Here is a 15734-nt window from a genome sequence, read left to right on the forward strand (position 1 = left end):
GGCTGTTATAGGTCCGCACGATGGCATCGTCGGGGCCCTGACCGACCAGCATCTCGTCTTGCTGCTGGATCACCAGGTTGCCGGTCGCGGCGTTGAGCAAGGCCTGCTCGCCCGATCGCCCGATCGACCCCGACCCGAGCAGCCCCGCCGCGCCCAGCACATTGGCCGATCCGCGCTCCAGCCCCGCGCCTGCTCCCGTGAAAATTTCGACCATTTCCGTCACGTCCCCTGCGATGCAGGAGACGGGCCCGCGCCCGCCTCTGACAGGCTTGTCCGAACGAAATGCCGAAAGTTTAGAATTATTTCGTCGGCGATCGATTCTCGCGTGCGAAGGTGTTGTCAGCCTCAAGGAAATTGTCAGACCTAAAGCGCCGCTGACTGCGTATGCGGTTAGGCCGCTTCAACGCGTGCCGAATATCTACCATTGCCGCCCCGCATCCTATCAGCCGGTCAGCTTTGACGTCGTCAGTTCAATTTTGGAAGGTGTTCGGGCAACGCCGGGATCGACCAAGCTCAATTATTTCCGCGGGTATATAGACGGCCGTGAGGACTATCGAGTGGCCGAGCGGTTCTTGGATGAGGATCTGTCCCCGACGAAAATCTCATCAACGATTGCTGCGTTAATGTCGCCGAACTCGGCCACTTTCGGTCTGCGGCCGGGATTGATCGTCAACGGCGGACTCCAATGGTCGAACCCGGCGCAGGAACGTTTGGCAAGAGAAGCCTGCCGACTTGCAGAAACGCACAAAGGATTTTTCACACTCGATCTGACACTGTTCATTGGTGCCTATGGCGCGACTCCGTTCGGCGCGCATATTGATGATGCCAGTCATCGCACCGTTCTATTCAATCTCGGTCCCAACCCGAAGGAGTTCCGCGTGTGGCCGAGAGACGAGGTCGAACGGCAGTTCGGCCGGGTCCGGAACATCTATGACATCGAGACCATCGAAGCCGCCGGTGAGAGTTACGCGCTGCGCCCGGGTGACGCTTTCGTCCTGCCGTCGACTGACTTTCACATCGGGATCAATCACGACGTCTCGACGACCGTCGCGCTGGTAATCGACGAAGTTGGCGAAGGCGTACTTACCGAACGCGAGCTTTCCGCGCATCGTAGTGAAATCGACCGGCGGGGAAAAGAACATGTCTTGGTCGGTGAAACTATATCGTCGCTATCGATGATGGCGCGCCTTCGATATCTGTCGAATCCCCATCTCCGATATCCCCCCACGCAGCGATCGTCGATCTTAACGGATTTGCGACGGAAAAGCAGACTCAAGCTTATCCCGCCGTTCGTGCCGCGTACGTATCGACTCGGAGCCGGAGAAATGCTCTTTTCGCGAGGACGCCATCGGCAATTATATACTTGACGTAACACCCGCAAAGGTGGATAGCCGGATCAACGGCTTAGGACTTTTGCGATGTTTGACCTCACGAACCCCATTTACAGCGACGCGAACAAGGCACGCGAGCACCTTGAGGTGCTACATTGGCCAACCGGTCCGGTTTGCCCCAAGTGCGGCGAGACGGAACGCGTGAAGCGTCTGGCGGGCAAGAGCACCCGTCCCGGCGTCGTCATGTGCAACGCTTGCCGCAAGCCCTTCACCGTCACCGTCGGCACCATCTTCGAGGACAGCAAGATCGGTCTGAATAAGTGGCTCCTTGGCTTCCGTCTTATGGCCGGATCGAAGAAGGGCATTAGCGCCCATCAACTGCACCGCTCGCTCGGCATCACCTACAAGTCGGCATGGTTCATGGCGCATCGCATCCGCGAAGCGATGAACATGGAGCCGGAAGGCCCCATGGGCGGAAAGAACACCGTTGTAGAGGCCGATGAAACCTACGTCGGCGGCAAGGCCCGCAATCGCGCCACCCGCTCGCCAGCCCCTAAGAAGGCTGTTGTGGCGCTGGTCGAACGTGACGGCCACGCCCGTTCGTTCCACGTCGCCAATGTCACCGGCAAGGAGCTTCGCGGCTTGATCGTCACCAACATCGATCGCGCGTCGCACCTGATGACGGACGAAGCCCCGGTTTACACCCGCGTCGGTCGCGAGTTTGCCGGTCATTCGGTCGTCAATCACAGTGCCAAAGAGTATGTGTCGCTCGGCGGTTTCCGCCACAGCAACACGGCGGAAAACTTCTTCTCCATCTTCAAGCGGGGCGTGATCGGCACCTATCATCACATGAGCGAAGCGCACCTGCATCGCTACTGCGCCGAGTTCGATTTCCGCTACAACACTCGCAAGGTAAGCGATGCGGAGCGCACCGAGCTTGCGATGATCGGCGCGCGCGGCAAGCGATTGACTTATCGACAGCCTACTTCGCTCGCGGCCTAAATACTGGGTGACGCCGCGCGAGTTTGGCGAGCGCCGCAAACGTTACTTTGAATGAGACTCGACTCGCTTTCCCTTGCTAGCTTTATGCGGCTGAGGGGGCGTCGCGAGGGCGCGCAGTAGCGCTGCGTCTACACGTTTTGCCACTTGGTCGGGGGCTTCATGTTCGGGGAGCATTTTGACGATTTCCACGCATTGGTGACGTTCATTGTCGACGGCGCCGACGACCGTACGAGCGCAATCCTACACGTTTCCTACATCGAAAAATACCTGAGCCGGGCGATCGGTTATGCGATGCCTGGATTGACGACTAAGCTGCGCGAGAAGCTGTTCGGGCCGGATGGGGCACTTGGGCCATTGGCAGCCAAGAATGACATAGCGAGGGCTCTCAACATCATAGCCGAGACCGACCATCACAATCTAAAGCTGCTCGCCTCGATAAGAAACAAGTTTGCCCACAACATTCGAATAAGTTCGTTCGATGACCCTGAGATTTCGAAACGCGCAATGCAGCTTCGTTGCGCAGACCCTAGAATCGACGGGAAGATCGCGCCCGTCACCCTGAAAACTGACCCGGACTGGCAAATGCGAACATGGGAAGAGTTAAACGCGAAACAACGGTTTGAGCACGTCGCGGCGTCGTTCAACATGGGCCTTCACAACTACGTGAATCGGCGCGTCAACCCGCAGCCAAAGTCATCGCCCGGAAAATAAGCTCAACCTTCTCGTATGGGTCCAGATAGGATGGCGCCCGAAGAATCCTGGCGGAGGGACGATTAGAGATCGGAATTCCGGAAAATGCGTCCGTGGAAGATATGGAAGTGCTCGCATTCACGGGCTGGCTCGTCGCAACGGGCGCCGCGTCCCGGTCAGAGTGATCAATCTGGGCATGACCGCAGCTTTGTCTAGACCTTCTATTATGCCGATCGGCGAAGCGAGGGGATGGGCACTCCGGAGGTTCGTCGCCACGTTAGGCAATCACGAAGTTTCTGTGACGGACCGGTCGGCGGGGCTGCTGCGTAAAATGCCGATCAGCAAAGTCTGTGCCGCATGGTGGTCGGCCGATTCCAATCCTATGGACACATCGATTGGTGCCACCGTCCATTGGGCGCTGACCGGTCGGGACGCGCGCGATTTTTTTGGTCCTACGCTGACGGCCGCTGCGGACGATCTGCATAGCCTGGATCCGGCCACGCGATGCCTCCTAGACATTTATCGCAGGATAAACACGCCAGTCTATGAATGGGTTATCCTGGGGCCTGCCGGACTTACGGTCGCCGCACACCGCGACATGTTCGGCACCGCAAGCTGGAATCTCTTGTTGGCTGGCCGGAAGAAATGGTTCTTCTGGCAACCCGATGTCCAAGGAGCCCTCGACAGGACCGAACTCGAGTTCGAACAACGCGAGGGTGAGGGCGAATTCGTTGAGCACCTCTGTCACCTCTGACGAGAGCCTATCGTTGAGCTTAATCCGCTTGAGTTGATAGGCCATCCGCTTCGCGAGCACTGCGTCGCTGATCGCACCCGGCAGGAACTGAAAGGTGACGTTATAAGTACCATTCGATCGGATGACATTCGACTGGTAGAATGTGACCGCCGGAATTGTGTCTAGGTACGGATGAATGAAGGCCTTGTTGATGTCGGTTTCACTGCTCGCCGACTTCCGTTTGTTACAGGGTCCGCAGATCGGAACCAGGTTCAGCGGGAACATCGCGAACTCTGTGAATGGCTTTTGGGGCAGATGGTGGTCGAGCTGGGTGGATTCGGTCCGCCACAGCTAGGACAGCGGTTCTTCGCAGCCGCCAGGAGCTTGGCACGAACCCAATGCAAGGACTTGCCCTCATAGGTCGTCTTGTATGCCGTCTTGATCGTTTTTTCCGTAAACGGCGCGGAAGGCGGTGCTCTTCTTCATTCTGCACGCGGCGCCTGCTTTCAACCAGTACCGCCGATAGAGGCGGCGGAGGTCGCGCTCCATGCCAACCGGCAGCGGGGTCCCGAGCGCTGTAGACAGCAAGGCGAACGGATCGCCGATATCGGCGGCGGGATATCGGAGGGTGAGCATTACTCCTCCTCCTTCGCTTTTCAGGCTCGTCGATCAGCACTAGGCCGTGCGGCTGTAGCATCGCCGTCAGGCCCGCTAGTTGATGCAGGACGATCTTGTGCCCGCTGGACAGATTGAGAAATGCCTGACTGGGATCAGACGAAAGCAGGCCGTCCAGCTGAGCTTCGCGGACCAGATCGCGGGTGAATTCGTCCTCGTCGCCGGCCAGCGGTATTCCAGAGTATTGAGCAAAGGACGTTTCCTCTAGCACCGGCTGCATAATTTCGGCGAAGATGGAAAAGCGATCGAGCTCACGAATGCGCTCGATATAGCCCTGGAAGGCAGCGGCGAGCTCGTCCTGGGTCCGCAGTCTTGGCTGCGCGGTGCTGGGATCCAACAATCCCGCAGGATCCCCGCCACCCGCGCAACAGGACGATACCTTCAACTAGAGCATCTTCAAAGAGATCTGGAGCGTTGTCGAGCGATCATAATTCCCTCTCGAGCGGCGCAGGAATGGCACCGATCCTGTGATCAGCCGGGCACTCCTCACTTCCCATCGAACACCGCCCCCCAAAGAACAGCAAATGCTGCGTGCCTCTCCTAGTCCGCAGTCCAAGTGTAGCGCCAGACTAAATTTCGCGTGGAAAAGTCGATCCCTGGTGAAAAGAAAGGTATATTGGCAGCAGCAAGGACTTCCGCCTAGCTAGCGAGCGTCTGCCGCCCAAGAATAGCGCTCGCGCCCCCACCGCGCTCAATGTCACACTGAAGCGAGCGGCGACGGCGTTACTGAAGGCACTGTCGGACTAACCAGAGTTTAGTCAGACTTAAACGTTTTCTAGCGGCGAAATGCAGGTTTGCTTGAAAACAAGCGAAATTTGCGAGAACAAAATATGACGTTTGGGCATTCTGTAGCGCTATGCCCTTCGGGAAATCAGCGGTGTATCAGGCCGGACATACCTTTCAGAGGACCGAAAGATGCGAATAAAAATATTGGCTGTAAGTCGCCCGATCCGGGGGTCATCGCTGAGCGGCTCGCCCGCTGAGATAAGTCCCGAATGCAAGAGCGCTCCGGGATAGATGGTAAGCCGATCACGGTAGCCCTCGACTCGTCCCAGCTCCCGATAGTGCGGTCCGGATCCGGATATGTAGTCGCGCATGGCCGGTGCGGTTCGCTTTGCAGCAGCCACAAAGGCGTCAACGTTCCCGGAATTAACGACTTCGATTCCGGTAGCATTTTGACGAAAGAATGCCGTCCCCGGCGTGTCGCGCAAATAAAGCATGACCGCTAGATGATCGGGGTCGGTCGAATCGAAATGCGGCGCACGCTGAGGCGGCGCGAGCGTGGCGGCGGGCGTCGTGACCATCGAAAAACTCGCCTCGAGCAAATCAAATCGCTCAGCGTCGAACGCGCCGCCGATCAACGGAGCGGCCTGTTCTAGCAGCTGTTCGATATAAGCGAACGCGGGGGTTTGGGCTAAGATAGGCCGACGCAGGCCGGGATAGTAGTTGCCCGCGCTGGGTGGGAACGGTGCCAAACTTGCAGCAAGCTCGACACCCTCCTCGACCGCGCCGGTGAACTCGTCAACCGCCACGACCGGCGTTTGGGCGACCCCGACATGGCGGAGCGTTGGTTTCATTGCCGCATAACGATGCTGCCGCCTTCAGGCAGGTCGGGCAGGGCAAAATGCAGCGCACCACTTTCGATGCGGACGGGGATAGGCTTCGAGTTCAGGGAGATGTCCGGCGTCGGCCCCGTCCAGCCATGAATGACGACATCGAACCCGGTCCACCACGGTTTGTAGGCGCCCATACGCCGGGCGAAGGTCAGCGAGCCGGTGTCGCAGCTGATCGACTGGCGCAGGAACCCGCCGCGCTGGTACGCAAAACTCACCCCGTCATCGAGGTAGAGCGTCCCCGCGCAATCGGGGCCGGGATAGACGTTGATCTCGATCGCTCCTTTGGGCGTCTCGCCGGTCGACTGCACCAGCGGCTGCCTGGGGATGATCGCGCCGGGGCGAACGAACACCGGCAAGCGGTCGAGCCGTGGCGTTTCCTTGAGCCGCGGCGCCGCGATGCGCTCGCCCGTCCAATAATCGTACCATCCGGTCCCTGGCAGGCCGATGTCATAGGGCTGCGACGATTCCCACGTCGTCGGCGGCGCGATCAGCAGATCGCGGCCGAGCAGGAACTGGTCCTCGGTGCCGCCGACGCGATCGCCGCCCTTCACTACCGCCGGATATTCGAGCACCACCGGGCGCATCAGCGGCAGCCCGGTGCGGCTGTTCTCATCCGCCAGCGCGTAGATGTACGGCATCAACCGATACCGCTCCTCGATATAGCGCCGCCGGATGGCCTCCTGCTGGGGCCCATGGACCCACACTTCCTGCGCGGGTTTATCCTTCTGGTAATGGTCGCGCATGATCGGGTTGAACGCGCCGACCTCGATCCAGCGCGTCAGCAGTTCGGGGGACGGCGCGGCGCCCGCGAACCCGCCGATATCGTCACCAGCATAGGAAAAGCCCGACAGGCCGAGGCTGACTAGCTGCGTCGTCGACAGCGACAGATGCGCCCAGCTCGAACTATTGTCGCCGGTCCAGGTCGCCGAGCAGCGCTGGCCGCCCGCATAGGAGGCGCGAGTCATCACGAACGGGCGGCGATCGGCCGCGAGCTTTTTCACGCCCTCATACGTCGCGCAGGCGTTGAGCATGCCGGTGACGTTGTGCGTCTCGGCCTGCGTCGTCTTGCGCGTGACGAAGCCGGGCGAGTCGATCGTGTTGACCACATCGATCGGCACGGTCTTAGTGGGCGGGTTGAACACTGCCGGTTCGTTCATGTCGTTCCAGAAACCCGCGACGCCCATCTTGACGAACCCGGCGTAGTTGCGTCCCCACCATTCACGTACGCGCGCCTGGGTGAAATCGGGGAACAGCGACGGGCCGGGCCAGACCGGGCCGACGAACGGGGTGCCGTCGGGGTTCTTCATGAACACGTCCGCCGCTATCCCGCTGTCGTAGGGCGCGTAACCCTGGTTGCGCGCGTCGGCGATGTGGAGGTCGGTGATGACGACCAGCTTCATCTTCATCGCGTCGAGCCTGGCGACGAGCCCCGGCAAATCGGGATACGCCTTCTTGTCGACGGTGAACGGCCTATTCCTGTCCTGGTAATCGATGTCGAGCCACAGCATGTCGGCGGGGATCTTGTCGGCGCGCAGGCGGTCCGCGATGCCTTGCGCCTCGGCCTGCGTCATGTAGCTCCAGTGCGACTGCTGGAACCCGAGTGCCCAGAGCGGGGTCAGCGGCGCCGGGCCGGTCAGGTACGCGTAATCCTGGACGATGTCCTTCGGCGTGGCGCCGGTCATCACGTAATAGTCGACCCCGCCGCCCTCGGCCCCGAACGAGAAGGCGGCGCGCTCGGACTTGCCGAGGTCCATGAAACCACGCCACGTGTTGTCCATGAACAGGCCATAGGTGCCGCCGGATTCATTGAGCCCGATGACGAACGGAATCGATTTGTAGAGCGGGTCGGTCGCGGGCGAATAGCCAAACGCATCGGTGTTCCAGAGGGTAAAGGCGCCCCCACGTCGATCGAGCGGGCCGGTCTTGTCGCCCAGTCCGAAGAAATGCTCGTCATTGGACATCGCCTTGCGAACGCGAAAACCGCCATTCTCGAACGCGAGCGACTTGTTCGGCGCGTCGGCCAGGATCGTCTTGCCGTTCTCATCGGTGATGGTGATGGCCAAGGTGCGCTTGTCGAGAGCGACGACCAGATTGGTGGTGCGAAGCGTCGCGGTGTTTTCGGTCTCGCTCAGATCGAGCGACACGCGAGCGCCGCGCACCAAGGGCAGCACTGCCCAGGACGCATCCTCGGGCAGCACACCTTGACCCGCGCGAACGCGGACAATGTCGGCGCGCGGCGCGCTGATCTCGATCGTCACGCCGTTCGCGGTCGCGGCGTAGCGCTCGACCGTTTTTGCTGCGGCGAGTGACGGCACCAGCGCGGCAATTGCACCGAGCGCCAGCAACCAGCGCATCGTCAAGCTCCCGCTCCCAACACGAAGGTCGCCGGTGTGCCGCCGACCGCGGACGGCGCGATCCACACGTCGAATGCGCCCGGCTCAGGATAGCGTCTCTTATCGGGGTGGACGAAGCCCAGATCGTCGCGGCTCAGCGTGAAGCTCACCGTCGCCGACCGGCCGGGATCGAGGTCGAGATGCTTGATGCCCTTCAGGCTGCGGACGGGCTGGGTGAGGCTCGCGACCTTGTCGTTGACGTACAGCTGCGCGACCTCGTGGCAGCGACGCTGGCCGGTATTGGTGACGGTGGCGGTGACGGTCACGCTTCCCGACATCGGGATCGTCCCGGCACTAACTGCAGTCGCCGAATAGGACACGCTCGAATAGGTGAGGCCGTATCCAAATGCATAGAGCGGTTCGTCGGTCACCTCGCGATAGCGCGCCTTGTAATTCCCGTCCGCGGTCAACTGGGGCCGGCCGGTGCGGCGGTGATTGTAGTAAAACGGCTCCTGTCCCGACACCTGCGGGAAGCTGACCGGCAGGCGGCCCTGCGGCGCGTAATCGCCGAACACCACGTCGGCGACCGAATTCCCGGTCTCCGATCCCAGGAACCAGGTCGCGACGATCGCCGATGCGTTGCGCACCGCGCCGGACAGCGCCAGCGCGCGGCCGTGGCGGAGCAGCACGACGATCGGCTTGCCGGTTGCCGCCACAGCTTCGGCCAGCGCCATCTGCGGCGCGGGAATGCCGATATCGGTGCGCGCCTGCGCCTCGCCCGACATGCCCGCGCTTTCGCCGAGCATCAGCACGATGACATCGGCGTCCCTAGCCAGCTTCACCGCACGGTCGATCTCGCCGTCGATCGGCGCTTCATAATCCGATCCGCGCGTGACGCCGAGCTTGGCGTTGTTACCCAACGCAGCGCGGAAACCCTGCTCGACCGTCACGCAGCTTTCGATGTCGGGGAAGCTCGCCCAAGGGCCGGGATAGTCGCTCTTTTGCGATACCGCGGGGCCGATCAGCGCGATCCTGCCTTTCTTGGCGAGCGGCAGCAGTCCGCCGTCGTTCTTCAGCAGGACCATCGATTTGCGTCCCGCCTCGCGTGCGAGTGCAATCGCCTCGGGGCGGCGCATGTCGCGCGCCTCGCGCGTCGGATCGAGCGAGCGGTACGGGTTGTCGAACAATCCCAGGGCTTGCTTGACCCGGAGCACACGGCGCACCGCGGTATCGACCACCGCAATCGGAACGCGCCCCGATTTTACCAGGTCGGGCAGATGCTTCCAGTACAGCCGCGACTGCATCGAGATGTCGCATCCAGCGGTGAGTGCCTTGACCACAGCATCGGGGCCGTCGGCGGCGTAGCCATGCAGGATCAGTTCCTCTTCGGAAGTATAGTCGCTGACCACCAGCCCCTTGAACCCCCACTCGCCGCGCAAGATGTCGGTCAGTAGGTAATGGTTGCCGGTCGAGGGCACGCCGGCGATATCGTTGAAGCTCGACATGGTGCTGAGCGCGCCGGCGTCGAACGCCGCCTTGAACGGCGGCAGGTGAACCTCGCGGAGCGTCATATCAGCGATGTCGGCGGTATTGTATTCCATCCCGCCTTGCACGGCGCCGTAGGCCGCGAAATGCTTGGGGCAGGCGAGCATCGAGGTCTCGTCCTTGAGGCTTCCGCCCTGAAATCCGCGCACCCGCGCTGCTGCGAACTGGACGCCAAGCCAGGTGTCCTCGCCCGATCCTTCGACCACACGGCCCCAGCGCTCGTCGCGCGCGATGTCGACCATCGGCGCGAAGGTCCACATGATGCCTTTCGCCGATGCCTCCACTGCGGCGGCACGCGCCGTGCGCTGGGCAAGACTTGGATCAAAGCTCGCCGCCTCGCCAAGCGGGACCGGGAATGCCGTCTTCATACCGTGGATGACATCCCCCGCGAAAATCAGCGGGATCTTGTGCGGGCTCTGCTCGATCGCGACCTTCTGCAGCTCGCGCCCGGCGACCGTGCCAATCCCGTTGAACAAGCCAGTCATCTCGCCGCGCGCGATCCGCGACTTCAATTCGTCCATGCTCTGCGCGACCAGTCCCGGATTGACGCCTGGGCCGTCTGTGCGTGCCGGATCCGAGTAGATCGACAGCTGCCCGGCCTTTTCCTGGACACTCATCGTTCTGATCAGCCGATCGATGAACGGATCGGTCGCGGGCACCGCTTTGGCTAGTGCGGGAAGCGTAGCCGAGACCATGGCGAGCGCGGATCCTCCTTTCAGCAGATCGCGGCGGGAGGGGTGCGAAGTCATCATATCTCCTGCGTTCGACCTAGCCCTCGTTGCGCTGGCGAGGAAGTTGGCATCGGGCGATCAGCCGCAGTTGGTCCGTCCGACGGATGCAGCATGTAATCGGTTTCATTGCCGCGCAATAGAATGGACCCGAACAGGCTGACGCAGCATCGGCCATGCGCACGTCGCCCTGGAGGCGACCGTGTCATATTGGCAACGGCCATGGCGTTCCATCGCCCGAGATGTCGCATCCGCTTGACGCTGGGCAAACAACAGGAGCACATTCGGCTCAACGAAAAACGCCGGATGATGTAACCGGTTACAAGGGAGATGAGGCGCATGAAAGTTTTCGCGTCGCGGCGAATCGGTGTCGCTATCGGCATTTCAACGATAGCGCTGGGAATGGCGTTGGCCTCTCCAGCAAGTGCGCAGACCACTTCGACCATTCAGGGTCACGTCGATGGCGCCGCCGCCGGAGCGACCGTGACCCTGACGGATCAGAACACTGGTCACCAGGATACCGCCAAGGTCGACGCCAATGGCAATTACATCCTGGTCGGGCTGCCCCCGAGCACGTACCGCGTCGCATCGGGTGAGCAATCCGTCATCGTCGTCGTGCCGTTGGGCCAAACGGTAACGGCCGATCTGCTCGCGGCGGAAAGCGCGAAAGACATCGTCATCACGAGCTCGCGCGCACGCGACGTCCGGACGCCAGCGATCGTCACCAACGTCTCGCGGTTCCAGCTCGAGAACCTGCCGAACGGCGACCGCAACTTCCTGAACTTCGCCGCGCTCGCGCCCGGGGTCACCGTCTCGCCTCCGACGCTCGGCGGTAGAGCGCGTCAGGTGCAAGCGGGAGGCATCAATTCGGACAACACCAATACCTTCATCGACGGCATCAGCATCAAGAATTTGGTGAACCACGGCGGCACGCTGGGCCAGAATCTTTCCTCGGGTAACCCGTTCCCAGCGTCGGCCGTCGACCAGTTCGACGTTCAGACGCAGAATTTCAAAGCCGAGTTCGAGCAAGCCGGTTCAGCCGTCATCTCGTCGGTTACGAAAACTGGCGGCAACCGCTTTAGCGGCGAAATCTTCGGTGAATGGCAGCCCAAGGCATTTATCAGCCGGAACTATTACGATCGGCCGGGCAAAATCAATAATTCGACGGCGCCCTACAGGCCCAAACCCAACTTCGACACCAAATATTATGGCGGCGATCTCGGTGGCCCCATCATCAAGGACAAGCTGACATTCTTCCTTGATTTCGAGGGCACGAAAAAGACCTTTGGGGCCAATGACATCAATGTGTATCCGGGCACTTTAACGCTTCCTGCCGCGGCGGCAACCTATGCCCAAACCGCGAGGTCGCAATATAACGGTAGCTTCCCGGCAACCTTCAACGAGAAGCTGTATTTCGGCAAGCTGACCTATTTCGCGACGTCGCAGGATACGATCAATCTCAGCGCCTTCATTCGCAACGAATCCAACCTCCAGATCAACGGCGGCCTCACGACGACCGACGCCTCGACGAGGAATCGCAACAACGAGAACCGGTACCAGCTTACCTGGAACCATCGCGGCTCCAATTGGCTCAACGAATTCGTCTTCGCGCGCGATGCGGCGGCTAACGGGTCCATTCCCAACGTCGCCGGGCCGTCTTTTGTCGTTACCTATACGCCGCAGGTAACGTTCACCGCCGCGCAACCAACATTGCCCGGCGGATGCTCCGTGTTCACACCAGGCGGGGTCGGGGTCGGGACGTATATCTGCCCGAACGTCGGCAATGCCAGAGTGCTGGCGCTGGGCGGCACCAATTTCGCGCAGGATGACCATCAGTATCAAACGCTGTTCAAGGACAATGTGACGTTCTTTGGCGGCGCACACACGGTCAAGCTCGGCTTCAAGCTCAATTTCACGAAGTTGCAGCGTCTTGAGGATAACAACGGCAACGGGACGTTTTTCTACGACGCCAATACGTTCACCGGCCTTAGCGGGGCGACACCTTACGCAGCGACGATCAACACCGCGGCGGTCCAGCCGGTCACGGCCAAGAACACCGAGATTGGCGCGTTCATTCAGGACGACTGGAAGCCGGACGAACATTGGCAGATCAGCGCCGGCCTGCGTTGGGACTACGAATCCAATGCTTTGAACGAGAATTTCGTAACGCCCGCGAATATCGCCGCTGCCATCAGAGCCTATCCGGGCTGGCAGGCGGCGGGGGGGCTCAACCCCAATGATTACATTTCGACCGGGAGCAACCGAAAGGCGTTCCTGGGCGAATTCCAGCCGCGGCTCGGCATTTCATACGACGTTAAAGGCGACCGCGATCTCGTCTTCACTATCGGCGGGGGGCGCTATTACGACCGCTCGCTGTTCATCGATTCGGCGCTTGAGACGATCAAGGACCGGTATGAATCGGTCGTCACCATCAACACGCCGCCCAATTGTACTCTGGGTACCGTCGGCTGCGTCGCGACGATCCCGACCAACGTCGATCAATTGCGCGCGCTGGCGGCGATGCAGGGCGGCGAGGTGCACCTGCTCAACAACCACACCAAGGTGCCCTATTCCGACGAATTCGACGCCTCGGTCAGGAAGCGGTTCGGCAGGGTCAACACGTCGATCACCTTCTCGTACATCAAGTCGCACAACATCTATCAGGAGGTCGTCGGCAATCGGCTTCCGGATGGAACGTACAACCCGGGCGGCGCCCCGATCTACGCCTTCAACGGAAACGTTTATGACGACGGCATTTTCTTTGGTTCGGGGGCCATCAACCAGGCGCCGTTGATCTATAATGGGACGCGGTACGGCAGCATCTTTATCGGCAACAGCGACGGCAAGGCGAACTATGCCGCGTTGTACCTGCAAGCCGACAAGCCCTACACCGATGCCTCCGGCTGGGGCTTCAGCACGACGCTGACCCTTTCGAGCTCGCGGTCGAACGACACGAGGAACGGAGCATCGATCGGCGATCCGTTCAACTTCGATGCGCCGACGATCGGGGAACAGGGCTGGGGAAACTCCAGTGGTCTGGAAAGGTGGCGTTTCGTCGGTACCGGCACGGTCAAGCTGCCGTTCGGTTTCCGGGCGACCACGTTCGTCACTCTGTCTTCGGGGCCATCCTATGGCGGCGTCATCTGCAACGTACCGGCTACCGCACCTGGAGGCGGCGGGTGCTACCTTACCAATTTCGGCATCTATCGGCCCAAGGGGATCGGCTACAAGAATGTCGACTTCAACATCACGAAGACGATCAAGCTGCCGTGGCATAGCGAACTGACGGTCTACCTGCAGGCGCTCAACGCCTTCGATTTCGTCAATCGCAACTACTCAATGTGGGGCGGCGGTTTCCAGAATATCGGCGGTCCCGGTCCGACGCTGGCGCCCGATGTCGGGTCGGTGGCGAGTCAGGGACGCAGCTTCAAGGTCGGCGCCCGGTTCAAGTTCTGAGACTTACGGGGGAGGGCGGCAACTGCCGCCCGCCCCTGTCAGGCGGTGAGCGCCGGCGCCTTGCAATAACGGTCGATGAAGGCGGCGTGATCTGGCATCCGCGCTGCGGCATCGGCATTCACTTCCTCGATATCCGCAAGGTACGACGTCCGCACATCACGCGGCACGATCGCCGCGTTGGGATCGTGCCCCATCGCGAATCCCTGCCCCAACAATACCTGCACCCAGCTTTCGACGCGAAACAGCTCTGCTGCCGCGCGCTTGTAGAATCGGCCCGATGACGCGAACAGGTCAAGCCGTTCCGCCAAGCTGTCCGGGATCGCCATGTTCTTGAGATAGGCCCAGTAGGGCGTGTCTTCGCGGTCGGTCACTTTATAATGGGCCACAATGAAATCGCGCACGTCCGCGAATTCGAAATCGTGTTGGCGGTTATATTCGGCGACATCGGCGGCGGCGAATCCTAGGCGAGGGAAGAGGCCCAGCAGTTTTGTGATACCGGTCTGAATGAGGTGGATGCTGGTCGATTCGAGCGGCTCGAGAAACCCGGACGACAGCCCGATCGCGACGACGTTCTTCTCCCATGCCTTGCGCCGCTTGCCGGGACGAAACCGCACCGAACGCGGCTCGCCCAGCGGCTTGGCATCGAGATTTGCGAGCAGCACCGATGCCGCCTCATCGTCCGAGAGGTGGCTGCTCGAATAGACGTGACCGTTGCCGGTGCGGTGCTGGAGAGGGATCCGCCACTGCCAACCATGCTTGCGCGCCGACACACGGGTATAGGGCGTGAGCGGCTCGGTCCGCTCGCACGGCACCGCGAGTGCGCGGTCGTTGAGGAGCCAGTGGTTCCAATCTTCGTAGCCGATGCCGAGCGCCTGACCGATCAGCAGCGCGCGCATGCCCGAGCAATCGACGAACAGGTCGCCGTCGACCGTTCTGCCGTCCTCCATCACGACATGATCGACATTGCCGCTCTCGCTGTCGAGCTTCACATCGACGATCTTGCCTTCGATCCGGGCGACGCCATTCGCTTCGGACCGCACGCGCAGATATTTGGCGAATACCGAGGCATCGAAATTATACGCGTAATCCAGCCCGCCGAGAGGCGATGCGGGGTTGGCGGGATCGGGGTAGCTGAATTTGTTCTGCATGCCCGCGACGCAATTAAGCGCATAATTGTCGAAATGTTGCGCCCGGCCCGCTTGCCGCGCCATCATCCATAACTGATGCGGGTGCAGCCACATGAAATCGTGGCCGATGCGTCCGAAGCCGTGGAAATACCGGTCATTGCCGTTGCGCCAATTGACGAAGTCGATGCCGAGCTTGAACGTTCCCTGGGTAGCGCGGATCATTTCGACCTGATCGATCCCCGCCATGTCATTGTAATTGCGGATCGACGGGATCGTCGCCTCACCGACGCCGATAATGCCGATCTCCTCGGACTCGATCAGGCGAATGCGATAACTGCTGAAGACTTGCGACAGCAGCGCCGCGGTCATCCATCCCGCGGTCCCGCCGCCGACGATAGTGACGCTCTTGATCGGTGCTGGCTCGGCGGTGTTCATTCCATCTCCTGGCGGCGCCTCTGTCGGACGCTTCCAAAGGGCATCCTAGCGCGCGAACCACGC

Annotated in this window: 11 protein-coding genes; 4 read left to right on the top strand and 7 right to left on the bottom strand. The window is 61.0% G+C overall.

Annotated features, from left to right (window positions below):
- The coding region (locus VH326_RS13845; RefSeq protein WP_329632425.1) for a hypothetical protein at positions 1-214 on the bottom strand (214 nt) is incomplete at its 3' end.
- Here VH326_RS13845 and VH326_RS13850 point away from each other — a divergent pair.
- The 3 genes from VH326_RS13850 to VH326_RS13860 all read left to right on the top strand — a co-directional run bounded on the left by VH326_RS13850 (position 198) and on the right by VH326_RS13860 (position 3044).
- On the top strand, positions 198-1367 hold the full coding sequence (locus VH326_RS13850; protein ID WP_329632426.1) for a hypothetical protein: 1170 nt from the start codon (positions 198-200) through the stop codon (positions 1365-1367). The genes VH326_RS13845 and VH326_RS13850 overlap by 17 nt on opposite strands.
- A 51-nt stretch (positions 1368-1418) precedes the next feature.
- On the top strand, positions 1419-2333 hold the full coding sequence (locus VH326_RS13855; protein WP_329632427.1) for an IS1595 family transposase: 915 nt from the start codon (positions 1419-1421) through the stop codon (positions 2331-2333).
- A gap of 159 nt (positions 2334-2492) precedes the next feature.
- A complete protein-coding gene (locus tag VH326_RS13860; protein WP_329632428.1) occupies positions 2493-3044 on the top strand; it encodes a hypothetical protein in 552 nt (183 codons plus the stop codon).
- 490 nt (positions 3045-3534) lie between these two features.
- Here the strand turns inward: VH326_RS13860 and VH326_RS13865 are convergent, their stop codons facing one another.
- The 5 genes from VH326_RS13865 to VH326_RS13885 form a co-directional block, all read right to left on the bottom strand.
- Positions 3535-4041, bottom strand: a complete 507-nt coding sequence (locus VH326_RS13865; RefSeq protein ID WP_329632429.1) for a hypothetical protein — start codon at positions 4039-4041, stop codon at positions 3535-3537.
- Positions 4042-4170: 129 nt separating this feature from the next.
- On the bottom strand, positions 4171-4392 hold the full coding sequence (locus tag VH326_RS13870) for a hypothetical protein (protein ID WP_329632430.1): 222 nt from the start codon (positions 4390-4392) through the stop codon (positions 4171-4173).
- Positions 4393-5285: 893 nt separating this feature from the next.
- Positions 5286-6008, bottom strand: a complete 723-nt coding sequence (locus VH326_RS13875; RefSeq protein ID WP_329632431.1) for a DUF6445 family protein — start codon at positions 6006-6008, stop codon at positions 5286-5288.
- Positions 6005-8401, bottom strand: a complete 2397-nt coding sequence (locus tag VH326_RS13880; protein WP_329632432.1) for a glycoside hydrolase family 31 protein — start codon at positions 8399-8401, stop codon at positions 6005-6007. Before VH326_RS13880 ends, VH326_RS13875 begins: the two co-directional genes overlap by 4 nt.
- 2 nt (positions 8402-8403) lie before the next feature.
- Complete coding sequence (locus VH326_RS13885; RefSeq protein WP_329632433.1) at positions 8404-10620, bottom strand: glycoside hydrolase family 3 N-terminal domain-containing protein; 2217 nt, start codon at positions 10618-10620, stop codon at positions 8404-8406.
- A 516-nt stretch (positions 10621-11136) separates the two neighbouring features.
- Between VH326_RS13885 and VH326_RS13890 the strand changes: the two genes are divergently transcribed.
- Positions 11137-14109 (top strand): TonB-dependent receptor, encoded by a 2973-nt coding sequence (locus VH326_RS13890; RefSeq protein ID WP_414714286.1) that lies wholly within the window; start codon positions 11137-11139, stop codon positions 14107-14109.
- A 38-nt stretch (positions 14110-14147) separates the two neighbouring features.
- Here the strand turns inward: VH326_RS13890 and VH326_RS13895 are convergent, their stop codons facing one another.
- Positions 14148-15671: a tryptophan halogenase family protein gene (locus VH326_RS13895; RefSeq protein WP_329632434.1), complete on the bottom strand. Its 1524-nt coding sequence runs from the start codon at positions 15669-15671 to the stop codon at positions 14148-14150.
- Positions 15672-15734: the final 63 nt, after the last annotated feature.

It is taken from the genome of Sphingomonas sp. (assembly GCF_036269755.1).
In the GTDB taxonomy this organism is placed as follows: domain Bacteria; phylum Pseudomonadota; class Alphaproteobacteria; order Sphingomonadales; family Sphingomonadaceae; genus Sphingomonas.

Coding starts and splice junctions, on each gene's coding strand:
- VH326_RS13855 (WP_329632427.1), top strand. CDS start 1,419: ATGTTTGACCTCACGAACCCCATTTACAGCGACGCGAACAAGGCACGC.
- VH326_RS13860 (WP_329632428.1), top strand. CDS start 2,493: ATGTTCGGGGAGCATTTTGACGATTTCCACGCATTGGTGACGTTCATT.
- VH326_RS13865 (WP_329632429.1), bottom strand. CDS start 4,041: ATGTTCCCGCTGAACCTGGTTCCGATCTGCGGACCCTGTAACAAACGG.
- VH326_RS13870 (WP_329632430.1), bottom strand. CDS start 4,392: ATGCTCACCCTCCGATATCCCGCCGCCGATATCGGCGATCCGTTCGCC.
- VH326_RS13875 (WP_329632431.1), bottom strand. CDS start 6,008: ATGAAACCAACGCTCCGCCATGTCGGGGTCGCCCAAACGCCGGTCGTG.
- VH326_RS13880 (WP_329632432.1), bottom strand. CDS start 8,401: ATGCGCTGGTTGCTGGCGCTCGGTGCAATTGCCGCGCTGGTGCCGTCA.
- VH326_RS13885 (WP_329632433.1), bottom strand. CDS start 10,620: ATGGTCTCGGCTACGCTTCCCGCACTAGCCAAAGCGGTGCCCGCGACC.
- VH326_RS13895 (WP_329632434.1), bottom strand. CDS start 15,671: ATGAACACCGCCGAGCCAGCACCGATCAAGAGCGTCACTATCGTCGGC.